The sequence below is a fragment of the Mesorhizobium sp. M0678 genome, from assembly GCF_040320505.1.
Classification (GTDB): domain Bacteria; phylum Pseudomonadota; class Alphaproteobacteria; order Rhizobiales; family Rhizobiaceae; genus Mesorhizobium.
In genome coordinates, this window is record NZ_JAMYPT010000008.1 from 12,645 (window position 1) to 34,979 (window position 22,335).

22 protein-coding genes are annotated in these 22,335 nt (G+C 62.4%); 1 reads left to right on the plus strand and 21 read right to left on the minus strand.

The window, feature by feature from the left end:
• Window positions 1–606: 606 nt before the first annotated feature.
• From NKI29_RS16245 to NKI29_RS16345, 21 genes are all read right to left on the minus strand, one after another.
• Entirely contained in the window at window positions 607–891 is a 285-nt protein-coding gene (locus tag NKI29_RS16245) for a DUF1467 family protein (RefSeq protein WP_023676613.1), read from the minus strand.
• Window positions 888–1,292 (minus strand): methylmalonyl-CoA epimerase, encoded by a 405-nt coding sequence (gene mce, locus NKI29_RS16250; RefSeq protein ID WP_023676614.1) that lies wholly within the window; start codon window positions 1,290–1,292, stop codon window positions 888–890. The genes NKI29_RS16245 and mce overlap by 4 nt, the downstream gene beginning before the upstream one ends.
• 131 nt (window positions 1,293–1,423) lie before the next feature.
• On the minus strand, window positions 1,424–3,094 hold the full coding sequence (locus NKI29_RS16255) for a ribonuclease J (RefSeq protein ID WP_352796689.1): 1,671 nt from the start codon (window positions 3,092–3,094) through the stop codon (window positions 1,424–1,426).
• A 119-nt stretch (window positions 3,095–3,213) separates the two neighbouring features.
• The gene (locus tag NKI29_RS16260; RefSeq protein WP_352589715.1) at window positions 3,214–4,035 is read right to left on the minus strand and encodes a biotin--[acetyl-CoA-carboxylase] ligase; all 822 of its coding nucleotides are present in this window, start codon (window positions 4,033–4,035) and stop codon (window positions 3,214–3,216) included.
• A 4-nt stretch (window positions 4,036–4,039) separates the two neighbouring features.
• Window positions 4,040–5,476 carry an NADH-quinone oxidoreductase subunit NuoN gene (gene nuoN / locus NKI29_RS16265; RefSeq protein ID WP_352589712.1) on the minus strand — a complete coding sequence of 479 codons (1,437 nt, stop codon included), beginning with the start codon at window positions 5,474–5,476 and terminating at the stop codon, window positions 4,040–4,042.
• Window positions 5,477–5,494: 18 nt separating this feature from the next.
• The gene (locus NKI29_RS16270) at window positions 5,495–7,000 is read right to left on the minus strand and encodes an NADH-quinone oxidoreductase subunit M (protein WP_352466862.1); all 1,506 of its coding nucleotides are present in this window, start codon (window positions 6,998–7,000) and stop codon (window positions 5,495–5,497) included.
• Entirely contained in the window at window positions 7,000–8,973 is a 1,974-nt protein-coding gene (nuoL, locus tag NKI29_RS16275) for an NADH-quinone oxidoreductase subunit L (RefSeq protein ID WP_352796692.1), read from the minus strand. Before nuoL ends, NKI29_RS16270 begins: the two co-directional genes overlap by 1 nt.
• A gap of 10 nt (window positions 8,974–8,983) precedes the next feature.
• The gene (gene nuoK / locus NKI29_RS16280) at window positions 8,984–9,292 is read right to left on the minus strand and encodes an NADH-quinone oxidoreductase subunit NuoK (protein ID WP_023676620.1); all 309 of its coding nucleotides are present in this window, start codon (window positions 9,290–9,292) and stop codon (window positions 8,984–8,986) included.
• Between the two features lies 1 nt (window position 9,293).
• Window positions 9,294–9,914 (minus strand): NADH-quinone oxidoreductase subunit J, encoded by a 621-nt coding sequence (locus tag NKI29_RS16285; protein ID WP_023676621.1) that lies wholly within the window; start codon window positions 9,912–9,914, stop codon window positions 9,294–9,296.
• Window positions 9,915–10,032: 118 nt separating this feature from the next.
• A complete protein-coding gene (gene nuoI, locus NKI29_RS16290) occupies window positions 10,033–10,524 on the minus strand; it encodes an NADH-quinone oxidoreductase subunit NuoI (protein ID WP_254818109.1) in 492 nt (163 codons plus the stop codon).
• A complete protein-coding gene (locus NKI29_RS16295) occupies window positions 10,521–10,778 on the minus strand; it encodes a hypothetical protein (RefSeq protein WP_352470236.1) in 258 nt (85 codons plus the stop codon). The genes nuoI and NKI29_RS16295 overlap by 4 nt, the downstream gene beginning before the upstream one ends.
• Entirely contained in the window at window positions 10,778–11,821 is a 1,044-nt protein-coding gene (gene nuoH / locus NKI29_RS16300; protein WP_292663045.1) for an NADH-quinone oxidoreductase subunit NuoH, read from the minus strand. The genes NKI29_RS16295 and nuoH overlap by 1 nt, the downstream gene beginning before the upstream one ends.
• Before the next feature lie 2 nt (window positions 11,822–11,823).
• Window positions 11,824–13,905: an NADH-quinone oxidoreductase subunit NuoG gene (gene nuoG, locus NKI29_RS16305; protein ID WP_023676624.1), complete on the minus strand. Its 2,082-nt coding sequence runs from the start codon at window positions 13,903–13,905 to the stop codon at window positions 11,824–11,826.
• A 74-nt stretch (window positions 13,906–13,979) separates the two neighbouring features.
• Entirely contained in the window at window positions 13,980–14,675 is a 696-nt protein-coding gene (locus NKI29_RS16310) for a helix-hairpin-helix domain-containing protein (protein ID WP_352796694.1), read from the minus strand.
• Between the two features lie 80 nt (window positions 14,676–14,755).
• Window positions 14,756–16,060 (minus strand): NADH-quinone oxidoreductase subunit NuoF, encoded by a 1,305-nt coding sequence (gene nuoF, locus NKI29_RS16315; protein WP_023676626.1) that lies wholly within the window; start codon window positions 16,058–16,060, stop codon window positions 14,756–14,758.
• Between the two features lie 10 nt (window positions 16,061–16,070).
• Window positions 16,071–17,132: an NADH-quinone oxidoreductase subunit NuoE gene (gene nuoE / locus NKI29_RS16320; protein ID WP_352796697.1), complete on the minus strand. Its 1,062-nt coding sequence runs from the start codon at window positions 17,130–17,132 to the stop codon at window positions 16,071–16,073.
• 435 nt (window positions 17,133–17,567) lie between these two features.
• Window positions 17,568–18,758 carry an NADH-quinone oxidoreductase subunit D gene (locus NKI29_RS16325; RefSeq protein WP_352699369.1) on the minus strand — a complete coding sequence of 397 codons (1,191 nt, stop codon included), beginning with the start codon at window positions 18,756–18,758 and terminating at the stop codon, window positions 17,568–17,570.
• Between the two features lie 95 nt (window positions 18,759–18,853).
• Window positions 18,854–19,204: a four helix bundle protein gene (locus NKI29_RS16330; protein WP_352699367.1), complete on the minus strand. Its 351-nt coding sequence runs from the start codon at window positions 19,202–19,204 to the stop codon at window positions 18,854–18,856.
• Between the two features lie 21 nt (window positions 19,205–19,225).
• Window positions 19,226–19,828 carry an NADH-quinone oxidoreductase subunit C gene (locus tag NKI29_RS16335; protein WP_023676630.1) on the minus strand — a complete coding sequence of 201 codons (603 nt, stop codon included), beginning with the start codon at window positions 19,826–19,828 and terminating at the stop codon, window positions 19,226–19,228.
• Between the two features lie 5 nt (window positions 19,829–19,833).
• Window positions 19,834–20,415: a NuoB/complex I 20 kDa subunit family protein gene (locus NKI29_RS16340; RefSeq protein WP_023670824.1), complete on the minus strand. Its 582-nt coding sequence runs from the start codon at window positions 20,413–20,415 to the stop codon at window positions 19,834–19,836.
• Complete coding sequence (locus NKI29_RS16345; protein WP_023798850.1) at window positions 20,406–20,771, minus strand: NADH-quinone oxidoreductase subunit A; 366 nt, start codon at window positions 20,769–20,771, stop codon at window positions 20,406–20,408. Before NKI29_RS16345 ends, NKI29_RS16340 begins: the two co-directional genes overlap by 10 nt.
• A gap of 335 nt (window positions 20,772–21,106) precedes the next feature.
• On the opposite strand from NKI29_RS16345, the gene NKI29_RS16350 reads away from it, so the two are divergent.
• The gene (locus tag NKI29_RS16350; RefSeq protein WP_352796699.1) at window positions 21,107–22,306 is read left to right on the plus strand and encodes a winged helix-turn-helix domain-containing protein; all 1,200 of its coding nucleotides are present in this window, start codon (window positions 21,107–21,109) and stop codon (window positions 22,304–22,306) included.
• Window positions 22,307–22,335 lie beyond the last annotated feature (29 nt).

Consider the following 22,335-nt stretch of genomic DNA (forward strand, 5'->3'; position numbering starts at 1 on the left):
GCCCCGGCTTCATAGCCATTTCATGGCGGAATGGAAACCCGGCCCAAGCGCTGCACAGGCGCCGCAATTGCCGCACGCGGCTTGCTGGGCGTTTCGCAAGCAACGCCTGCCGTACTATTGTGCACTGCAGCACGAGATTGCCTGTTTCCGGGCAAAATTCTTCGTGACATTTTCACCCGCCTTAGGCTAGTGTGCCCCCATAACCGAGAGGGTAGAGAAAAATCTGCCCTCCTACGCGGTCAAAGTCTTGGGAGGATGCGATCTAGGCGCGGTAACTCGCTGCCGCCGGACACCGGAAACAGATCGGACGCGTTTAAATTGCAAGGCCTCGCGCCTTGCATTTTTTTTGTGCAATCATCTGGTTAGCACGACAGATTACCAAACTACATGACGTTGCGTCAGCCCAAACCCGCCCCGGCCTTTACTTTGGATTGACCTTGCTGGCTCAGCTTGATTTCAGAGCGTCGGCTAATGCATGTCGCGCAAAAGCGTGCAGCGGTTTTGCGATAACGACATGCATCAAACAAGAACTTAAAGCGCGTCCGATGAGGCCGGTCGAACGCGACGCGCTTTAGGCTGGGATAGTCGGACACGGTAGGTAGCCGGCTAATGCGCTGGGCTCTGGTTGAAATCCGGCACGATGTGCGGGATGTCGTCGATACCGAGGCCAAGCCCTCTCGTGATGCCGTAGAAGATACCCATGAGGACCAGCGTGACGATCGTCGTGCGCAGCGCCGCGCGCAGCATGTGCGGTCCGCGCGGTGCGCTCGGAACCGTGCCAAGCGTCACGTCCCGATCCTCGTCCTGCGTCCGCATGCTGAACGGCAGGACGGCGAACAACACCACCCACCATGTGGCGAAGAACAGGGCGACAAACGAAACCCAACTCATGCTTGCTCCAGTTCGACCAGCGTGCCGAAGAAATCCTTGGGGTGCAGAAACAATACCGGCTTGCCATGTGCGCCGATCTTCGGATTGCCGTCGCCCAGCACGCGCGCGCCGCTGGCCTTGAGACGGTCGTGCGCCGCAACAATGTCGTCCACCTCATAGCAGACATGGTGCATGCCGCCGGACGGATTCTTCGCGAGGAATGCGGCGATCGGCGAGGCTTCGCCGAGAGGCTCGAGCAACTCGATCCTGGTGTTGCCGACGTCGACGAACACCACCGTAACGCCATGCTCCGGCAGCGCCTGCGGCGCGGTCACGCGAGCGCCAAGCGTATCGCGATAGACCGCCGCAGCCGCGGCCAGATCCGGCACCGCAAGCGCGACATGGTTGAGGCGTCCGAGCATAGGGTGCTCCAGGTCTGGGGTAGTGAGTAGTGAGTAGTGAGTAGTGAATGGTGAATGGTGAATGGAATATTGCGCATTGCAAAACCGCTAACCCACAACATCCTATTCACTATTCACTATTCACTATTCACTTACCTTGTGACGAACACCGTCACCAGCGGCTTCTTGCCCCAGGCTTCGTTGGCCGCGCCGCGCACCGCGCGCCGCACTGCCTCCTGGACCAGGTCGAGGTCTTTTCGGCGCTGGCGGGGGATGGAGTCCACGGCGCCGATTGCCGCATCGATCATCAGGTCTTCCAGGCTCTCGCCGCTGCCGTCGGCCTCGGCGACGCCGATGGCGACGAGATCGGGATCGCCGGCAAGCTCGTATTTGTCGTCGAGCACGACATTGACGGCGACATGGCCGGCAAAGGACAGCTTGCGGCGGTCGCGAATGCCCATCGCCTGGTCGGTGCCGATCAGCCTTCCGTCCTTGTAGATGCGGCCGAACGGCACCTGGTCGATGATGGCGGCGGCACCCGGATACAGCCTGAGCATGTCGCCGTCGCGCACGTGCGCGACCTGGCCGATGCCGGACGTCGACATCAGCGAGCCCTGCGCCACCAGATGCGCCGCTTCGCCATGCACGGGAACGCCGATCTGCGGCCGCACCCATTCATACATCTTGCGCAATTCGCTGCGGCGTGGATGGCCGGAGACATGCACCAGCGCATCGCCGTCCTCGATGATCTTGATGCCGAGATCGATCAGGCGGTTCTTGATTTCGAGGATCGCCTTCTCGTTGCCGGGAATGGTGCGCGAGGAAAACACCACCGTGTCGCCGGCCGTCAGCGCCACCGACTTCATCTCGTCGCGCGACAGCTTGGCAAGTGCGGCAAGCGGCTCGCCCTGGCTGCCGGTGCAGATGATGACGAGGTTTTCGCGCGGGATGAAGCCGTAATCCTCCTCGGCGATGAATTCCGGCAACCCGTCCATATAGCCGAGTTCATCAGCCACATCGATGACGCGCTTCATCGAGCGGCCAATCACCAGGCACTGGCGGCCGGCATCCCGCGCCGCCTTGGCGATGGAGACGATACGCCCGACATTGGAGGAGAAGCTGGTGACGGCGACCCGGCCCTTGGCGTTCTGGATGACGCTCTTGAGGCCCTCGCCCACCGCCACTTCGGACGGCGATTCCCCTTCCCGCATCGCATTGGTGGAATCGCAGACCAGCGCCAGCACACCCTTGTCGCCATAGGCTCGGAAGCGCGCCTCGTCGGTCATCGGCCCGACCGTCGGCGCCGGATCGATCTTCCAGTCGCCGGTATGGATGACGACGCCGGCCGGCGTCGTGATCGCCAGCGACATCGGTTCGGGAATGGAGTGCGCAACAGGGATGGCCTCGATCTCGAACGGGCCGACGGTGAATTTCTCGCCGGCCCGGTAGATCGTCACCGGGATCTTCGGCGCCCCTTGCTCGCCCTGCCGCTTGGCTTCCAGCAGGCCGGCGCTGAACGGCGTCATCCAGACCGGCGCCTTGAGCTTCGGCCAGATGTCGTGGAGCGCGCCGTAATGGTCCTCATGCGCATGGGTGATGACGATGCCGCGCAGATTGGCGACATTCTCCTCGATGAAACGCGTGTCGGGCAGAACCAGGTCGACGCCGGGCAGGGTTGCATCGGGAAAAGTGACGCCGACGTCGACCACGATCCATTCGCGCGCATTGGCCGGCCCATAGCCGTAGAGGGCGAAGTTCATGCCGATCTCGCCGACACCGCCGAGCGGCACGAAGACAAGTTCGGCGTTTTCCGCTATCGCCATGGTCTTTCCTTCCTTGCCGGTCAAAATTGTGGGCCGGTCAAAATTGTCGGCCGGTCAAAATTGTCGGCCGGTCAAATTCAAGCTGGTCAAATACCTGGCCAGTCAAACGTATTGGCCAGTCAAACGCCGGCCGAGGCAACCGCGCCGAAATGCACGTCGCCGGCGGCGATCGTCAGAACCGAACCTTGATCGTCGCGGATCACGAAACGGCAGTCCTCGTCAATGGTCTCGAAGGTGCCGCGCACCACATTACCGTCAATTCTGACAGCAACCTGCCCGCCAAGCCCCGCCGCACGCGCCAGCCACCGCCGCCTGACGGCGGCAAGCCCGCGCCCTTCGTTCCACAGCCGCGCATTCTCGCTCCATGTATCCGACAGCGCCAGGAACAGCGTCTCGGCATCGCAAGCAGACCCCAGCGCGCTGAGCGACGTCGCTGGATAAGGCAAATCCTCAGGGTATGCCACCACGTTGACGCCGACACCGACAGCCACCGCGGAACGGCCACCATCCAGCATCGCCGATTCCAGCAGGATGCCGGCGAGCTTGGCGCCCGAGGCAAGCACATCGTTGGGCCATTTCAGTTCGAAACGGTTCTTGCCTTGGCTCGCACCATCGAGGCCGATCGCGATCCTGCCCTTCGGCACGACAGCGTCGAGCGCGTCGGCCAGCGCCAGTCCGGCAACGAAGCCGAGCGTCGCGGCAAGCCGAAGCTCGGTGTTGGTGATCACCAGCAACGTCGCTGCCAGATTGCCCTCGGGCGTCGCCCAGGCGCGGCCACGGCGGCCACGCCCGGCTTCCTGCTTTTTGGAGACGACCCAGAGTTTGCCCGGATCGCCGGCCCGTGCATGCTCCAGCGCCAGCGCGTTGGTGGAGCCGACCGTGTCGTGCGCCTCGAGCCGGAACCCGTCCGAAGCCGCGGTTGGAGCCAGCCTGAAAGTCATTCCGTCAGAAGAAGGTCTTGGCCGCGGCTGCGGCGTAGGTTCCGATCGGGCCGCCGATCAGCACGTAGAACAGCACGAAGGCGCCACAGACACCGAGCACGACGCGCAGTTCGGACGCCATCGGCACGAAGCCGCCGACCGGTTCGTCGAACCACATGATCTTGATGATACGCAGATAATAGTAGGCGCCCACCACAGAGGCGAGCACGCCGATGATCGCCAGCGCGTAGAGGTTGGCATTGATGGCGGCGAGGAACACGTACCATTTCCCCCAGAAGCCGGCGAGCGGCGGGATGCCGGCCAGCGAGAACATCAGGATGGTGAGGATCGTCGCCATGATCGGATTGGTCGCCGACAGGCCGGCGAGATCGCTGATCTGCTCGACATTGCCCTCCTTGCGCCGCATGGCGAGGATGAAGGCGAAGGTGCCGAGCGTCATCACCAGATAGATCAGCATGTAGATGGCGACGCCGCGCACGCCATCCTGGCTGTTCGCGGCAAGGCCGACCAGCGCATAACCCATATGACCGATGGAGGAATAGGCCATCAGCCGTTTGATGTTGGTCTGGCCGATGGCCGCAAAGGCACCAAGCGCCATCGAGGCGATCGAGATGAAGACGATGATCTGCTGCCAGTCGGCGGCGATCGGCTTGAAGGCGCCCATGGTGACGCGCACCATCAGCGCCATCGCCGCCATCTTCGGTGCCGCCGCCAGAAAAGCCGTCACCGGCGTCGGCGCGCCTTCATAGACGTCGGGCGTCCACATATGGAACGGCACCGCCGAGATCTTGAAGGCAAGGCCGGCCAGCACGAAAACCAGGCCGAAGACGAGCCCAAGCTGGCGCTCACCGCCGCTCAGCGCCGTGGCGATCTCCTGGAAGCCGGTGTTGCCGGTGTAGCCGTAGACCAGCGAGATACCGTAAAGCAGCATGCCCGACGACAGGGCGCCAAGGACGAAATACTTCAGCCCGGCCTCGGTCGAGCGCAGATTGTCCCGGTTGATCGCCGCCAGCACGTAGATCGCCAGCGATTGCAGCTCGAGGCCGAGATAGAGCCCGATCATGCCGTTGGCCGAGATCATCAGCATCATGCCGAGCGTGCAGAGCAGGATCAGCACCGGATATTCGAACTTGTCGAAACGCTCCGCCTGGGCAAAGCGGACCGACATGACCAGCGTCACCGCCGAGCCGACGAGCGCCAGCACCTTCATGAAGCGGGCGAACGGATCCTGGATGAAGGCTTCGCTATAGGCGTTGCCCTGTCCCGGCGAAAAGACCAGCCAGGCGCCGGCGATCACCAGCACGGCGACGGCAAGGCCGCTCACCGTGACAGTGGTGTTGGCGCGCGAATAGGCGCCGAGCATCAACAGCGCCAAGGCGCCGATGGCGAGGATCAGCTCTGGCGTCGAGAGCGACAGGCTTGAGAGAAGGTCCGGCGTCATGGTTCGCAAAACCCCCAGTCAGTTCGCCGCCGCGGTCTGCGCGGCGCCGATGGATGCGGTGACATTGGTAACGAGCGCCTTGACCGATTCGGCGGTCGCGTCGAAGATCGGCGCCGGATAGACGCCGAAGAAGATGACCAGCGCGACCAGCGGATAGATGATCACCTTCTCGCGCGTCGACAGGTCGAGCAGGCCTTTCAGGCTTTCCTTGGTCAGCGCGCCGAAGATCACCTTGCGGTAGAGCCAGAGCGCATAGGCCGCCGAAAGGATGACGCCGGTGGCGGCGAAGAACGCTACCCAGGTGTTGACCCGGAACACGCCGAGCATGGTCAGGAACTCGCCGACGAAGCCGCTGGTGCCGGGCAGGCCGACATTGGCCATGGTGAAGATCATGAACACGGTTGCATATTTCGGCATGTTGTTGACCAACCCGCCATAGGCGTCGATGTCACGCGTATGCATGCGGTCGTAGACGACGCCGACGCAGAGGAACAGCGCGCCGGAGACCAGGCCGTGCGACAGCATCTGAAAGATCGAACCCTGGACGCCTTCCTGGTTCATCGCGAAGATGCCCATGGTAACGAAGCCCATGTGAGCGACCGACGAATAGGCGATCAGCTTCTTCATGTCCTCCTGCATCAGCGCCACCAGCGAGGTGTAGATGATGGCGACGCCGGAGAGCGTGAAGATCAGCGGCGCGAACATTTCGGATGCGATCGGAAACATCGGCAGCGAAAAGCGCAGGAAGCCGTACCCACCCATCTTGAGCAGGATGGCGGCCAGGATCACCGAGCCGGCCGTCGGCGCCTCGACATGCGCGTCCGGCAGCCAGGTGTGCACCGGCCACATCGGCATCTTCACCGCGAAGGACGCGAAGAAGGCAAGCCATAGCCAAGTCTGCATATTGGCCGGGAAGTTGTGGGTCAGAAGCGTCGGGATGTCGGTGGTGCCGGACTGGAAGAACATCGCCATGATGGCGAGCAGCATCAGCACCGAGCCGGCCAGCGTATAGAGGAAGAACTTGAACGAGGCATAGACGCGCCGCTTGCCGCCCCACACGCCGATGATGATGAACATCGGGATCAGGCCGGCTTCGAAGAAGACATAGAACAAGACGATGTCGAGCGCGCAGAACACGCCGATCATCAGCGTCTCGAGCAGCAGGAAGGCAATCATATAGGCCTTGACGCGCTTCTCGATCGATTCCCACGAGGCGAGGATGCAGAGCGGCATCAGGAAGGTGGTCAGGATGACGAACAGCATGGAGATGCCGTCTACGCCCATATGATAGGAGATGCCGGAATCCAGCCAGGCAAACTTCTCGACGAACTGGAAGCCGGGCTGCGAATTGTCGAAGCCGGTCCAGATGAACAGCGAAATCACAAACGTGAACGCGGTCGTGAACAGTGCTATGGCGCGGATGTTGCGGCGCGCGTTCTCGCTGTCGTCACGCACGAAAAGGATGAGCAGCACACCAACCAGCGGCAGGAAGGTGACCAGCGATAGGATCGGCCAGGCGGTCATCAGAGCATCATCCAGGTGACGAGTGCGGCAACGCCGATCAGCATGGCGAAGGCATAGTGGTAAAGATAGCCGGTCTGCAGCTTGACGACCCGGTTGGTGACGTCGACGACGCGCGCCGAAATGCCGTCCGGCCCGAGCCCGTCGATGACGGTGCCGTCGCCGGTCTTCCACAGGAAGCTGCCGAGGCGCTTTGCCGGCCGCACGAACAGGAAGTCGTAGAGCTCGTCGAAATACCATTTGTTGAGCAGGAAGGCGTAGAGCAGGCGATGGTTGGCGGCGACGCTCCGAGGCATTTCCGGCGCGCGAATATAGAACTGCCAGGCAATCGCAAAGCCGATCAGCATGGCGATGAACGGTGACAGCTCGACCCACAACGGCACTTCGTGGATTTCGTGCAGGATGTGGTTGTCCGGCAGCGTGAACAGCGACGCCTTCCAGAATTCGGCATAGCCCTCGCCGAAGAAGGCGCCGTGGAAGATCACGCCGGCAAACAGCGCGCCCGCCGCCAGGATGAACAGCGGCACCAGCATGACCGGCGGCGATTCATGGACATGGTGCATGACCTCGTGGCTGGCCCGCGGCTCGCCGTGGAAGGTCATGAAGATCAGCCGCCAGGAGTAGAAGGAGGTGAAGCAGGCAGCAATGACCAGCAATATGAAGGCAAACGCGGCGACCGCATTGTGGCCGGCGAAGGCCGCTTCGATGATGGCGTCCTTGGAAAAGAAGCCGGCCGTGCCGATGATCGTTACCGGGATGCCGACACCGGTCAGCGCCAGCGTGCCGATCACCATCATCCAGTACGTTTTCGGAATGAGCGTCCTCAGGCCGCCCATCTTGCGCATGTCCTGCTCGTCGGAGACGGCGTGGATGACCGAGCCCGAGCCGAGGAACAGCAGCGCCTTGAAGAAGGCGTGGGTGAACAGATGGAAGATCGCCGCGCCGTAGGCGCCGACGCCGAGCGCCACGAACATGTAGCCGAGTTGCGAACAGGTCGAATAGGCAATGACGCGCTTGATGTCGTTCTGGACGAGACCGACTGTCGCCGCGAAGAAGGCGGTGAAGGCGCCGATGAAGGTGACCACGGTCAGCGCCGAATGCGACAGCTCGAACAGCGGCGACAGCCGCGCCAGCATGAACACGCCTGCCGTCACCATGGTCGCGGCATGGATCAGTGCCGAGACCGGCGTCGGGCCTTCCATGGCATCCGGCAGCCAGGTGTGCAGCGGCACCTGCGCCGACTTGCCCATGGCGCCCATGAACAGGAGCAGGCAGACGACCGTCATCGCAGCCTGCTTGTCGAGCGCATAGCCGAGGAAGGTCAGCACGGCCGCACCTTGCGGCGCGCCTTCCGCCGGAATGAACGTCGCCGCATTGGCGAAGATGGTGCCGAGATTGACCGAGCCGAACAGCACGAACACGCCGAATATGCCGAGCGCAAAGCCGAAATCGCCGATGCGGTTGACGATGAAGGCCTTGATCGCAGCCGCATTGGCCGACGGCTTCTTGTACCAGAAGCCGATCAGCAGATAGGAGGCAAGGCCGACGCCTTCCCAGCCGAAGAACATCTGCACGAGGTTGTCGGCCGTCACCAGCATCAGCATGGCGAAGGTAAACAGCGACAGATAGGCGAAGAAGCGCGGCCGGTCCGGATCGTGATGCATGTAGCCGATCGAGTAGATATGGACCAGCGACGACACCGTGTTGACAACTACCAGCATCACCACCGTCAGCGTGTCGATCCTGAGCGCCCAGGACGCCTCCAGCCCGCCCGACTGGATCCAGCGCATCACCGGCACGGTGAACACCTCTCCGCCGCCGAAGCCGACGGAGAAGAAGGCGACCCACGACAGCACAGCCGCAATCACCAGGAAACCGGAAGTGATGTATTCTGAAGCTTTGGCGCCGAGCGAAGTGCCGAACAGGCCGACGATCAAGAAGCCGAGCAGCGGAAGGAAGACGATGGCCTGATACATGGTGGTTCCGTCAACCCTTCATCATGTTCACGTCTTCGACCGCGATCGAGCCGCGGTTGCGGAAGAAGACGACGAGAATGGCAAGGCCGATCGCCGCTTCGGCCGCCGCGACCGTCAGCACGAACAGTGCGAACACCTGGCCGACCAGATCGCCGAGCGCCGCCGAGAAGGCGACGAAATTGATGTTGACCGCAAGCAGGATCAGCTCGATCGACATCAGGATGACGATGACGTTCCTGCGGTTCAGGAAGATGCCGAACACGCCGAGCGTAAACAGGATCGCCGATACGGTCAGGTAGTGCGCGATGCCGACGACCATCTCAGACTCCTTCGCCCGTCTTGACCTTGCGGATTTCCACTCCGGTTGCCGCCGTGCGGCCGACCTGGGCGGCGATCGACTGCCGCTTGACGCCCGGCTTGTGGCGCAGCGTCAGCACGATGGCGCCGATCATGGCGACCAGCAGCACCAACCCAGCCACCTGGAAGTAATAGAGGTAATCCGTATAGAGGATGTCGCCGAGCGCTGCCGTGTTGGAGCGCGCGGCCAGGTCCGGAATGGGTTTCGCGACCGTCGCCGCCAGTTTCGGCGCGAATGTATAGCCGCCGAGCACCACGATCAGCTCCGCCGCCAGGATCAGCCCGACCAGCGCGCCGATCGGTGCATATTGCAGGGCGCCTTCCTTCATTTCGGCGAAGTCGACGTCGAGCATCATGACGACGAACAGGAACAGCACCAGCACCGCGCCGACATAGACGACGAGCAGGATCATCGCCAGGAACTCGGCGCCGGTCAGCATGAACAGGCCGGCGGCGTTGAAGAAGGTCAGGATCAGGAACAGCACCGAATGCACGGGATTGCGCGCCGAAATGACCATGAACGCCGATGCCACCGCGACAAAGGCGAAGAGGTAGAAAAAGGCCGCCTCTAGTCCACTCAGCATGGGTTCCCTCGGGTTTCCTGTCAGAACAGGACGTTCGTCCTGTTTTTTGCCACCGCCTCCGGTCGGCAAGTTGCGTGTTCCTTAAACGAGGCCCCTCGCCCCGTCCATGCGTCAAATATCAGCGGTAAGGCGCATCCAGCGAGATGTTGCGCGCCAGTTCACGCTCCCAGCGGTCGCCATTGGCCAGGAGCCTGTCCTTGTCGTAATAAAGCTCCTCGCGCGTTTCCGTCGCGAATTCGAAATTCGGGCCCTCGACAATGGCGTCGACCGGGCAGGCTTCCTGGCAGAAGCCGCAGTAAATGCATTTCACCATGTCGATGTCGTAGCGCACCGTGCGCCGCGTGCCGTCATTGCGGCGCGGGCCGGCCTCGATGGTGATGGCCTGCGCCGGGCAGATCGCCTCGCACAATTTGCAGGCGATGCAGCGTTCCTCGCCGTTCGGATAGCGGCGCAGCGCATGCTCGCCGCGGAAGCGCGGGCTGACCGGCCCCTTCTCATGCGGATAGTTGATCGTCTCCTTCGGCGCGAAGAACTGGCGCATCGACAGGAAGAAAGCGCCGACGAAATCCTGCAAAAGCAGCGATTTCGCGGCTTGAGACAGAGCACTCATTCGGCACCTCCAAAGATCTGCATTGCAGCAATTGCGCCGATAAATCCGAAAATAACAGGCATCTGGAAACGGTACATAAGTCTCGTAAACGACGCCAATTTCTGCTTGTCCCAGCCAAACACCGGAACTCGGTAGTTTGCTGCCAACCTTCGTTCCTGTTGCCGCAAGACGTAGGGCAGCACAACAATGTTGCCAAAGATTGCAACGAGCACGCCGACAACTGCACCCAGAAAACCAGCGGTCAGATTGCCCATCACGCAAACCCCGTGATCTTCAGAAAGGCGGCGGTGGCGACCACCATGAACAGCGAGATCGGCAGGAACACCTTCCAGCCGAGCCGCATCAGCTGGTCGTAGCGGTAGCGCGGCACGAACGCCTTCACCATGGAGAACATGAAGAACACCAGGCAGACCTTGAGCACGAACCAGATGAGCCCCGGCACCCAGGTGAACGGCGCGAAGTTGAAGGGCGGCAGCCAGCCGCCGAGGAACAGGATGGTGGCCAGCGCGCACATCAGGACGACGGCGACATATTCGCCGAGGAAGAACAACAGGAACGGCGTCGAGGAATATTCGACCATATGGCCGGCGACGAGTTCCGATTCGGCTTCCACAAGGTCGAAGGGCGGCCGGTTGGTCTCGGCCAACGCCGAGATGAAGAAGACGATGAACATCGGGAACAGCGACAGCCAATGCCAGTCGAGGAAGGTGTTGGGCAGGCCGAGCCGCGTGCCCAGCCCGTCCTGTTGCGACAAGACGATGTCGGACAGGTTGAGCGAGCCGACGCAAAGCAGCACGGTGACGATGACGAAACCGATGGAGACTTCGTAGGACACCATCTGCGCCGCCGAGCGCAGCGCGCCAAGGAACGGGTATTTCGAATTGGACGCCCAGCCGCCCATGATGACGCCATAGACCTCGAGCGAGGAGATGGCGAAGACATAGAGGATGCCGACATTGACGTTGGCGATCGCCCAGCCTTCATTGACCGGGATGACCGCCCAGGCGGAGATCGCCAGCACCGCCGACACCAAGGGCGCCAGCAGGAAAACGCCCTTGTTGGCGCCGGACGGGATCACCGGTTCCTTGAAGACGAATTTCAGCAGATCGGCGAAGGCCTGCAGCGTGCCCCATGGGCCAACGACATTCGGTCCGCGGCGCAATTGCACCGCCGCCCAGATCTTGCGGTCGGCGTAAAGCACATAGGCGACGAAGATCAACAGAACGACGATCAGCACGACCGACTTCAAAAGGATCAGCAGCGCCGGCAGCACGTAGAAGGAGAAGAAGGTGTCCATGTCTACTCCGCCGCCTGCCTGAAGCCGTTCTTCGCCAAAGCCGAGCACTCGGCCATCACCGCGGAAGCCCGCGCGATCGGGTTGGTCAGGTAGAAATCCTTGACCGGCGAGGTGAAGGTGCCCTTGTTCAGCCGCCCGCCGAGCTTGGCAACCCTGGCGATGTCGGCCGGGTCGCCGGCCGCGACATGGTCGATGCGGGCAAGATGCGGGTATTCCGCATAGAGCTTAGCGCGCAGCTGCGGCAGCGAATCGAACGGCAGCTTCTTGCCGAGCACATCCGACAGTGCCCGAAGGATCGCCCAGTCCTCGCGCGCCTCGCCGGGCGCAAAGCCGGCCCGGTTGGTCTGCTGCACGCGGCCTTCAGTGTTGACGAAGGTGCCCGACTTCTCGGTATAGGCGGCTCCCGGCAGGATGACGTTGGCGCGATGCGCGCCCTTGTCGCCATGCGTGCCGATATAGACGACGAAAGCGCCGCCGGTCTTGGCCATGTCGATTTCGTCGGCACCGAGCAGGAACAGCACATCGGTCTCGCCGAGCATGCCGGCGACATTCCTGCCGCCCTCGCCCGGCACGAAGCCGACATCGAGGCCGCCGACGCGTGCCGCGGCGGTGTGCAGTACGGCAAAACCGTTCCAATCGGCCCTTGCGGCATTGACGGCGACGGCGAGCTTGGCCGCCTGGCCAAGCACGGCCGCGCCGTCCGGACGCGCCAGCGCACCCTGGCCGACGATGATCAGCGGATGCGTCGCCTTCTTCAGCAGCTGGAAGAACTTGCCGTTGCCGTCGGCCAGATCCTTCAGCGATTCCGGCCCGGCGCCGAGCTGCTCGTAATCATAGCGCGTATCGCCGACATCGCCGATGACGCCGACCGGCAGATTGCCGGCCCGCCAGCGCTTGCGGATGCGGGCGTTGAGCAAGGATGCCTCGAAGCGCGGATTGGCGCCGATGATCAGCACCGCATCGGCCTGTTCGATGCCTTCGATGGTCGGGTTGAACACATAGCTCGCCCGGCCGAGCGACGGATCGAGTGCGGCGCCGTCCTGGCGGCAGTCGGTGTTCTTCGAGCCGAGCGAAGCCATCAGAAGCTTCAGCGCATAGATCTCCTCGACGGCTGCGAGATCGCCGGCAATGGCACCGATCTTTTCGGGTGCCGCATTCGACACCGCTTCCTTGATCGCGGCAAAAGCCTCGGCCCAGCTTGCCGGGGCCAGTCTGCCATCCTTGCGCACATAGGGGCGGTCGAGGCGCTGCGTGCGCAAGCCGTCCCAGATGAAGCGGGTCTTGTCGGAAATCCATTCCTCGTTCACCGCCTCGTTGGTACGCGGCAGGATGCGCATCACTTCGCGGCCTCGGCTATCGACGCGGATCGCCGAGCCGACGGCGTCCATCACGTCGATGGATTCTGTCTTGGTCAGTTCCCAAGGCCGTGCCTGGAAGGCATAGGGTTTGGAGGTCAGCGCGCCGACCGGGCAAAGGTCGATGACATTGCCCTGCAGCTCCGAAGTCATCGCGCTTTCGAGATAGGTGGTGATCTCGGCATCCTCGCCGCGGCCGATCAGGCCGAGCTCGGATATGCCGGCAATCTCGGTGGTGAAGCGGACGCAGCGCGTGCAATGGATGCAGCGGTTCATGATCGTCTTGACCAGCGGCCCGATATACTTGTCTTCGACCGCCCGCTTGTTCTCATGGTAGCGCGAGGAATCGACTCCGAACGCCATCGCCTGGTCCTGCAGGTCGCACTCGCCGCCCTGGTCGCAGATCGGGCAGTCCAGCGGATGGTTGATCAGCAGGAATTCCATCACGCCTTCGCGCGCCTTCTTGACCATCGGCGTGTTGGTGAAGATTTCCGGCGGCTCGCCGTTCGGGCCGGGGCGCAGGTCGCGCACGCCCATGGCGCAGGACGCCTGCGGCTTGGGCGGGCCGCCTTTCACCTCAATTAGGCACATGCGGCAATTGCCGGCGATCGACAGCCGCTCGTGGAAGCAGAAGCGCGGCACTTCTGCGCCGGCGTCCTCGGCCGCCTGCAGCAGCGTGTAATGGTCGGGTACAGTGATCTCTTTCCCGTCGACCTTGAGCTTTGCCATTTCGCCTCAAACCCCTGCGGACGTTCCGCAATCTTTCCTTCCGGGCGCGGCCGAGACCGCGCACGATATTGAATTCACTTTTTGGCCCCGGCCAACGCGGCCGCCTGACCGATCCAGCCGTCACGGCCGATGCGGCCCTTCAACGACAGGTAATCTTCGACCCAGGCGATCTCTTGCGGCGTCCACGCGGCGATCTGGGCGTATGTCCAGATGCCAAGGCCATTCAGCACCTTTTCCAGTTTCGGCCCGATGCTCGATATCGCCTTGAGGTCGGCGGGCTCGGCTGGCCGGTCCATCGCCTTGGGCTGCTTGAAATCTTCCGGCATCAGCCCGGCCGACGCATCCGCTGCAACGGTGCTCGCATTCGCCAAGCTCCGCGCCGCGGTGCTCGTCGCAATGTCGGTCACGTCATTGGCGAAGGACTGCGCCTCGGCAATCAGGGTTTTGGTGGCTGCGCGCGCCTTGGTCGAGGAGCTTTTGCCGGTCGCGGAAACGCGTTCCGTTCGGGTTTCGAAATCCTCGGCGGCTGGGTGCCAAAGCCGCTGCGAGGTCTCGGCCGCGCCTGAAAGCACGCCCATCCAGATACCAAAGGCGTGGTTGGCAAGGCCGATGCCGAGTGCCGTCATCGCCGCCGCGCCCGCGACAGGATGCGCCAGGAGATTGACGGCATTGGCCATCTCCTTCGGCATCATCCTGGTCAGATCCTGGTTCATCTTCAACAACGGGTCCATATCGGGCGTAAAATCGTCGGGTGTCGAAAACAGCGACATAGGTGGTCTCCTGGTCGTTTCCGTCTGCCCCGCGCTCGTTTCCTCGTTTCGGGCATTCGCCCGCAATTTTTTGAATTCTTCTATTCCGCCGCCGCCAGCACCGGTTCTGCGCGGTGTGCGTTGCGCGAAAACTCGTCGATGCGCCGCTCCACCTCGCCGCGGAAATGCCGCATCAGGCCCTGGATCGGCCATGCTGCCGCATCGCCCAGCGCACAGATCGTGTGGCCCTCGACCTGCTTGGTCACGTCGAGCAGCATGTCGATCTCGCGCTTCTGCGCCTCACCGCGCACCAGCCGTTCCATCACCCGCCACATCCAGCCGGTGCCCTCGCGGCAGGGCGTGCACTGGCCGCAGCTCTCGTGCTTGTAGAAATAGGACAGCCGCGCGATCGCTTTCACGATATCGGTCGATTTGTCCATGACGATGACAGCCGCCGTGCCGAGGCCCGATTTCAGGTCGCGCAGCGCGTCGAAATCCATCGGCGCGTCGATGATCTGCTCGGCCGGCACCAGCGGCACCGAGGCGCCGCCCGGAATGACCGCCAGCAGATTGTCCCAGCCGCCGCGAATGCCGCCGCAATGCGTCTCGATCAGTTCGCGGAACGGGATCGACATCGCCTCTTCGACGGTGCACGGATTGTTGACGTGGCCGGAGATGCAGAACAGCTTGGTGCCGACATTGTTGGGCCGGCCGAAGGACGAGAACCAGGCGGCACCGCGGCGCAGGATGGTCGGCGCGACAGCGATGGACTCGACATTGTTGACCGTCGTCGGGCAGCCATAGAGGCCGACATTGGCCGGAAATGGCGGCTTCAGCCGCGGCTGGCCCTTCTTGCCCTCGAGGCTTTCGAGCAGCGCCGTTTCCTCGCCGCAGATATAGGCGCCGGCGCCATGATGCATGTAGATGTCGAAATCGTAGCCGGAGGTGTTGTTCTTGCCGATCAGCTTGGCTGCATAGGCCTCGTCTATGGCGCGTTGCAGCGCCTCGCGCTCGCGGATGAACTCGCCGCGCACATAGATGTAGGCGGCGACCGCGCCCATGGCGAAGCCTGCAAGCAGGCAGCCTTCGACCAGCGTGTGCGGGTCATGGCGCAGTATGTCGCGGTCCTTGCAGGTGCCGGGCTCGGATTCGTCGGCATTGACGACGAGATAGCTCGGCCGGCCGTCGCTTTGCTTGGGCATGAACGACCATTTGAGCCCGGTCGGGAAACCGGCGCCGCCGCGGCCGCGCAGGCCCGATGCCTTCATCTCGTTGACGATCCACTCGCGCCCCTTGGCAACGATGCCGGGCGTGTTGTCCCAGGCGCCGCGCGCCATGGCACCGGCCAGCGACTTGTCGAAGCGGCCGTAGATGTTGTTGAAGATGCGGTCTCTGTCCTGAAGCATTGCTCGTTCCTCAGACCGGCTTCTTGCCGGTCGGCCGGCTCTTGTTTCCGGGCGACGGCTTGGCCGCCTTGGCGGCAGCCTTCGCCGGTTTGACCTTGGCCTCCGGCGCTTTGAAAGCAGACGCCGGCTCGGCCTTGTTCTTGGGGCCCTTGCGCTGTTTCGAGACGTCCTCGACCTGCGGTTCGGCCTTGTTGGCATTGGCGGCCGAATGCAGAGGCGCTGCGACGCTCGCCGCCCTTTCCGCCGCGGGCGCGACTTTTGTCGCCGACGGCGATTTCAGCGCCGGGTTGGTCTCGACCGCGTCGGTCTTCGGCTTGCTGGCATTCGAGGGCGCAACCGGCGCCGGCGCGGCAGGAGCCGCTGGCGGAACTGATGCCGCGGCGGCAGCCGCCGGCTCTGCATCCTTGGCGGCCTTGGTCGCCGCCCTGGTTTCCCGGTCGCGGGTCGCCTTGAGGATCGCCTTTTCGCTCTTGAGGGTCGTCAGGCCGCTGGCCGGCTCGGAAGTGACGCGGCCGTTTTGCGGTCCCGGTTTCACCGTGCCGCCCTTGCCGGCGTCATAAAGGTCGATGATCTCGGCAAGCCGCTCCGGCGTCAAATCCTCAAAAGTATCCCTAAAGATCATCACCATCGGTGCGTTGACGCAGGCGCCGAGGCATTCGACCTCTTCCCACGACAGCGTGCCCTTGTCGTTGGTGTGGAATTGGTCGTGATGGATTTTCGAGCGGCACACATCCATCAGCGCTTCCGAGCCGCGCAGCATGCAGGGCGTGGTGCCGCAGACCTGGATATGAGCGCGCGTGCCGACCGGATTGAGCTGGTATTGCGTATAGAAGGTGGCGACTTCCAGCCCACGGATATAGGGCATGTCGAGCATGTCGGAGATCGTCTCGATCGCCGCCTTGGTCACCCAGCCTTCCTGTTCCTGCGCCAGCATCAGCAAGGGAATGATCGCAGACTGTTCGCGCCCCTTCGGATATTTCTTGATCCACTGCTTCGCCGCCGCCGCATTCGCCCGGTTGAAGGCGAAGGAGGCTGGCTGGAGGCTGGCTTCTGCGAGACGGCGGACTGACATTGCGATTTCGCTTCTTCGGTTTCTACTGGCGGGAGCCATAGGCACGATAGCAATCCTCGGATCGCCCCAAAACGCATACGAACTCTTCATTTCCACGCTTCAGGCGGATGTATCCGTCATAGCGGCTATACACCCAAGCTATTGGCTTGCAACGATATTCTTCGGGGATCAATGACGCTACGAGGTTGTCATGAACCGCGCAGTTGGACGATGTCGACGGCCGGCCATGGACAAGAATGCCCTCATCCATTGCTGGGGTCTGGGTGCTCAAGCCACGGACTGTAAGCAGATCGCCTTCTGCAATAAGCTTGAACCCCTCTTTGAGAAGATCGGTTGACGAGGGACCCTCACCGGACCCAGCAAGCGACACTTCAGCGGAAGCCGCAAGGCATGCCGCGGCCAGAAACGCCTTTGACGGTCGAGCCATTCCCATCATCACCGATCGACCTCACCAAACACGATGTCGAGTGAACCTAACACGGCGGTGACGTCGGCCAACATGTGGCCGCGACACAAAAAGTCCATGGCCTGGAGATGCGCGAAGCCGGGCGCGCGCAGCTTGCAGCGATAGGGCTTGTTGGTGCCGTCGGAGACCAGATAGACGCCGAACTCGCCCTTCGGTGCCTCGACGGCGGCATAGACCTCGCCGGCCGGCACGCGGTAGCCTTCGGTGTAGAGCTTGAAGTGATGGATCAGCGCTTCCATCGAGCGCTTCATCGCCGCGCGCTTCGGCGGCACCACCTTGCCGTCGAGGTTGGACACCGGCCCGCTGCCCTCCTTACCGAGCAACAGGTCGACGCATTGGCGCATGATCTTGGCCGACTGGCGCATCTCTTCCATGCGCACCAGATAGCGGTCGAAACAGTCACCGTTCTTGCCGATCGGAATGTCGAAATCCATCTCGGCGTAACATTCATAGGGCTGCGATTTGCGCAGGTCCCAGGGTGCACCCGAGCCGCGCACCATGACGCCCGAAAAACCCCAGGCCCAGGCGTCGGCCAGAGACACCGTCGCGATGTCGACATTGCGCTGCTTGAAGATACGGTTGCCGGTCAAGAGTGAGTCGAGGTCGTCGACCGATTTCAGGAACGGGTCGATCCAGCTGCCGATGTCCTCGACCAGCTTCTGCGGCAGGTCCTGGTGGACGCCGCCGGGGCGGAAATAGGCGGCATGCATGCGCGAGCCGCTGGCACGCTCATAGAACACCATCAGCTTTTCGCGCTCGACGAAGCCCCACAGCGGCGGCGTCAGCGCACCGACATCCATCGCCTGCGTCGTCACATTGAGGATGTGCGACATGATGCGGCCGATTTCCGAATAGAGAACTCGGATCAACTGGCCCCGCTTCGGCACCTCGATGCCGAGCAGCCGCTCGGCGGCGAGCGCAAAGGCGTGCTCCTGGTTCATCGGCGCGCAATAATCGAGCCGGTCGAGATAGGGCACGGCCTGCAGATAAGTCTTGGCCTCGATCAGCTTTTCGGTGCCGCGGTGCAACAGCCCGATATGCGGATCGACGCGATCGACGACTTCGCCGTCAAGCTCCAGCACCAGACGCAAAACGCCGTGCGCCGCTGGATGTTGCGGGCCAAAATTGATGTTGAAGTTGCGAACGGAGGTTTCAGCCATGAGCGTGTTGCTCGCGCGCCACGTGAATGGTGAATGGTGAATGGTGAATAGTCATTGGCCTGAATCGACCTCCAGCGATCGAATGAACGAACGCATCATCTTCCCAACTTCTCGAACCTGACCGACAACAGCCCTGCACTCTTCTCGTCCAACAGTCCCACGCTCATCGAAAGAAGCGTATGGGTTTCCAGTTCCTTCAACGAACCTTGCGCAATACGAAGGAACTGAACGAAGGGCTTGCGCTGACCGCGGCCGAAACCCTCGGCGATATTTGCCGGTATCGACGATGCCGCGCGCCGCATCTGGGATGTCATGCCGAACATTTCCTCTCGCGGGAATGCTTTCGTCGCGAGATAGATGTCCGCAGCCAATACCATCGAATCCTTCCATACGTTCAGATCTCGATAGTCGTTGATTTTCCCGGACGTTCCATCCCGCTTTTCCATTCACTATTCACAATTCACCACTCACTGCTTTGCCTTCTCGTCGCCTGGAAGGACGTAATCCGTCCCCTCCCAAGGGCTGAGAAAATCGAAATTGCGGAATTCCTGTTTGAGCTCGACCGGCTCGTAGATGACGCGCTTGGCTTCGTCGTCGTAACGCACCTCGACGAAGCCGGTCAGCGGAAAGTCCTTGCGCAGCGGATGGCCTTCAAAGCCGTAATCGGTCAGAATCCGCCGCAGATCCGGATGGCCTGAAAACAGCACGCCGTAGAGATCGTAGGTCTCGCGCTCGAACCAGTCGGCGCCGGGATAAATCCCGGTGATCGACGGCACGAGCGTCTCTTCGTCGGCCTGGACCTTGATGCGGACGCGGATATTCTGTCTCGGCGACAGCAAATGATAGACCACGTCGAAGCGCTTTGCCCGCGACGGATAATCGGCGCCGCAAACGTCGATGATCGAGATGAACTGGCATTTCGGATCGTCGCGCAGGAAGGTGACCACCTCGATCAGGTCGCGCGGCTCGACCGAGATGGTGAGTTCGCCATAGGCGAGCACCGCCACGCCGATCCGGCCGATCAGCTTCTCGCCGAGATAGGTCGAGAGGTCGTTCAACGCCTGGGTCATGCCGCTCACCGCTCTATCGTGCCGGTGCGGCGGATCTTCTTCTGCAGCAGAAGGATGCCGTAGAGCAGTGCTTCGGCGCTCGGCGGACAGCCGGGCACGTAGATGTCGACCGGCACGATGCGGTCGCAGCCGCGCACCACAGAATAGGAATAATGATAATAGCCGCCGCCATTGGCGCAGGAGCCCATCGAGATGACGTAGCGCGGCTCCGGCATCTGATCGTAGACCTTGCGCAGCGCCGGCGCCATCTTGTTGGTCAGCGTGCCGGCGACGATCATGATGTCCGACTGGCGCGGGGACGCGCGCGGCGCGACACCGAACCTCTCCGAGTCATAGCGCGGCATCGACGTATGGATCATCTCGACGGCGCAGCAGGCGAGGCCAAACGTCATGAACATCAGCGAGCCGCTGCGCGCCCAGGTGATCAGCGCCTCGGTCGAGGTGACGAGAAAGCCCTTGTCGGCGAGCTCGTTGTTGATCTCCAGGAAGAATGGATCGTCGGACCCGACCGGCCTGCCGGTGTTGGGGTCGATGAGGCCCTTGGGCTTCGGCGCGACGAGCGTACCGGAACTGTCGTTCAATCCCATTCCAGCGCTCCTTTTTTCCATTCATAGGCAAAGCCGATGGTCAGCACCGCCAAAAACACCATCATCGACCAGAAACCGAGCATGCCGATCTGACTGAACGACACCGCCCAAGGAAACAGGAAGGCCACCTCCAGATCGAAGATGATGAACAGGATCGACACCAGGTAGAAGCGGATATCGAACTTCATGCGGGCGTCGTCGAACGAGTTGAAGCCGCACTCATAGGCGGAAAGCTTTTCCGGATCGGGGTTGCGATAGGCCACCAGGAAGGGTGCGGCGAGCAGCGCCAGTCCGACGACCAGCGCCACGCCGATGAACAGGACGATGGGCAGGTACGAACTCAACAATGCGTTCATTCTGCAGCTTTCCGTTGCGGCCAATCCACTCTGATTACAGCACCGGACCCACTTGCGGAAGCGTGACAGTTTAACCACTGAACCGTTTTAAGGGGGCTCTATGCTGCAACGCGGCGAGGGTTAGCGCAGCGCTTTCGGCGAAGCAAGTCAAACCTTGTTCAAATCGCGGTGCTGGACGGCATATCCGGGAAAACTGGTCCGATCCGCTCCTGTTTGATTTCCTTCACTTTTTACTCCACTTTTCTCTCCTGACATGGATGCCGCCAAAACCCTGCTAGCATGGCACGGAATCGCAGGTCATTTTCTCTGTCCAAAATCGTCCGGATGCCGCCTTCATGAAGGAAAAAATCTCGCTTGCCATGGCCCGTCGCATCGCGCTGGCGGCACAGGGATTCAATGACCCGCGACCCACCGGTACACCCGACCGCCGGCATCTGGCCCGCGTGCTTGCCCGTACCGGCCTGCTGCAGATCGATTCCGTCAGCGCCGTGGTGCGCGCCCATTATATGCCGCTTTATTCGCGGCTTGGCCCCTACAAGCTGGCGTTGCTCGACAACGCCGCCGTAACGCGCAAGCGCATGGTCTTCGAATATTGGGCGCATGAAGCCTCGTTCTTGCCGGTCGAGACCTATCCGCTGATGCGCTGGCGCATGCAGCGGGCCGAGCGCGGCGACGAAATGTACAGCGGGCTGGCCAAATGGGGCCGCGAGCACGCCGCCTATATCGAAGACATCTATCGCGAGGTCGCCGAACGAGGCCCGATCGCGGCGTCGGCTTTCGAAGGGCAGAAGGGTTCGGGCGGCTGGTGGGGCTGGAGCCATGCCAAGCATGCCTTCGAGTGGCTGTTCTGGGCCGGCCGCATCACCACTGCGCATCGCCGCGGCTTCGAGCGGTTCTACGATCTGCCGGAGCGCGTGCTGCCGCCAACAATACTGAGTCTGCCAACGCCCTCCCCCGAAGACGCTCACCGCGAATTGCTGCGCATCTCCGCCCGCGCCCATGGCGTCGCCACGGCAAGCGACCTGCGCGATTATTTCCGCCTCTCGCCCGCCGACATCAAGGGCCGCATCGAGGAGTTGGTCGAGGCCGGCGACCTGTTGCCGGTGAGCGTCGAAGGCTGGAACAAAACAGCCTATCTCCACAAGGACGCCCGTTTGCCGCGCAAGATCGAGGCGCGCGCGTTGCTCGCGCCGTTCGATCCTGTCGTCTTCGAGCGGTCGCGCACCGAGCGGTTGTTCGACTTCCACTACCGCATCGAGATCTACACGCCGGCCGAAAAGCGCCGGTATGGCTATTACGTGCTGCCGTTCCTGCTCGGCGACAGCATCGTCGGGCGTGTCGACCTCAGGGCCGACCGCCCGGCCGGCGTCTTGCGCGTCCATGCCGCCTATGCGGAGCCCGGCGCCCCGCCGCAAACTGCAGCCGCCCTTTTCGAGGAATTGAAGCAGATGCAGGGCTGGCTCGGGCTTGAGCGCATCGAGGTGACGGCTGCCGGCGACCTCGGCCGGCCGCTCGCGGATATCGCCGCGTCATAGACGTGCGTTGACACGACTACCCCCACAAG

Excerpts from the sequence above, each read along its gene's own strand:
- NKI29_RS16245 (WP_023676613.1), bottom strand. The coding sequence starts at position 891 with ATGAGTTGGGTTTCGTTTGTCGCCCTGTTCTTCGCCACATGGTGGGTG.
- mce (WP_023676614.1), bottom strand. The coding sequence starts at position 1,292 with ATGCTCGGACGCCTCAACCATGTCGCGCTTGCGGTGCCGGATCTGGCC.
- NKI29_RS16255 (WP_352796689.1), bottom strand. The coding sequence starts at position 3,094 with ATGGCGATAGCGGAAAACGCCGAACTTGTCTTCGTGCCGCTCGGCGGT.
- NKI29_RS16260 (WP_352589715.1), bottom strand. The coding sequence starts at position 4,035 with ATGACTTTCAGGCTGGCTCCAACCGCGGCTTCGGACGGGTTCCGGCTC.
- nuoN (WP_352589712.1), bottom strand. The coding sequence starts at position 5,476 with ATGACGCCGGACCTTCTCTCAAGCCTGTCGCTCTCGACGCCAGAGCTG.
- NKI29_RS16270 (WP_352466862.1), bottom strand. The coding sequence starts at position 7,000 with ATGACCGCCTGGCCGATCCTATCGCTGGTCACCTTCCTGCCGCTGGTT.
- nuoL (WP_352796692.1), bottom strand. The coding sequence starts at position 8,973 with ATGTATCAGGCCATCGTCTTCCTTCCGCTGCTCGGCTTCTTGATCGTC.
- nuoK (WP_023676620.1), bottom strand. The coding sequence starts at position 9,292 with ATGGTCGTCGGCATCGCGCACTACCTGACCGTATCGGCGATCCTGTTT.
- NKI29_RS16285 (WP_023676621.1), bottom strand. The coding sequence starts at position 9,914 with ATGCTGAGTGGACTAGAGGCGGCCTTTTTCTACCTCTTCGCCTTTGTC.
- nuoI (WP_254818109.1), bottom strand. The coding sequence starts at position 10,524 with ATGAGTGCTCTGTCTCAAGCCGCGAAATCGCTGCTTTTGCAGGATTTC.
- NKI29_RS16295 (WP_352470236.1), bottom strand. The coding sequence starts at position 10,778 with ATGGGCAATCTGACCGCTGGTTTTCTGGGTGCAGTTGTCGGCGTGCTC.
- nuoH (WP_292663045.1), bottom strand. The coding sequence starts at position 11,821 with ATGGACACCTTCTTCTCCTTCTACGTGCTGCCGGCGCTGCTGATCCTT.
- nuoG (WP_023676624.1), bottom strand. The coding sequence starts at position 13,905 with ATGGCAAAGCTCAAGGTCGACGGGAAAGAGATCACTGTACCCGACCAT.
- NKI29_RS16310 (WP_352796694.1), bottom strand. The coding sequence starts at position 14,675 with ATGTCGCTGTTTTCGACACCCGACGATTTTACGCCCGATATGGACCCG.
- nuoF (WP_023676626.1), bottom strand. The coding sequence starts at position 16,060 with ATGCTTCAGGACAGAGACCGCATCTTCAACAACATCTACGGCCGCTTC.
- nuoE (WP_352796697.1), bottom strand. The coding sequence starts at position 17,132 with ATGTCAGTCCGCCGTCTCGCAGAAGCCAGCCTCCAGCCAGCCTCCTTC.
- NKI29_RS16325 (WP_352699369.1), bottom strand. The coding sequence starts at position 18,758 with ATGGCTGAAACCTCCGTTCGCAACTTCAACATCAATTTTGGCCCGCAA.
- NKI29_RS16330 (WP_352699367.1), bottom strand. The coding sequence starts at position 19,204 with ATGGAAAAGCGGGATGGAACGTCCGGGAAAATCAACGACTATCGAGAT.
- NKI29_RS16335 (WP_023676630.1), bottom strand. The coding sequence starts at position 19,828 with ATGACCCAGGCGTTGAACGACCTCTCGACCTATCTCGGCGAGAAGCTG.
- NKI29_RS16340 (WP_023670824.1), bottom strand. The coding sequence starts at position 20,415 with ATGGGATTGAACGACAGTTCCGGTACGCTCGTCGCGCCGAAGCCCAAG.
- NKI29_RS16345 (WP_023798850.1), bottom strand. The coding sequence starts at position 20,771 with ATGAACGCATTGTTGAGTTCGTACCTGCCCATCGTCCTGTTCATCGGC.
- NKI29_RS16350 (WP_352796699.1), top strand. The coding sequence starts at position 21,107 with ATGAAGGAAAAAATCTCGCTTGCCATGGCCCGTCGCATCGCGCTGGCG.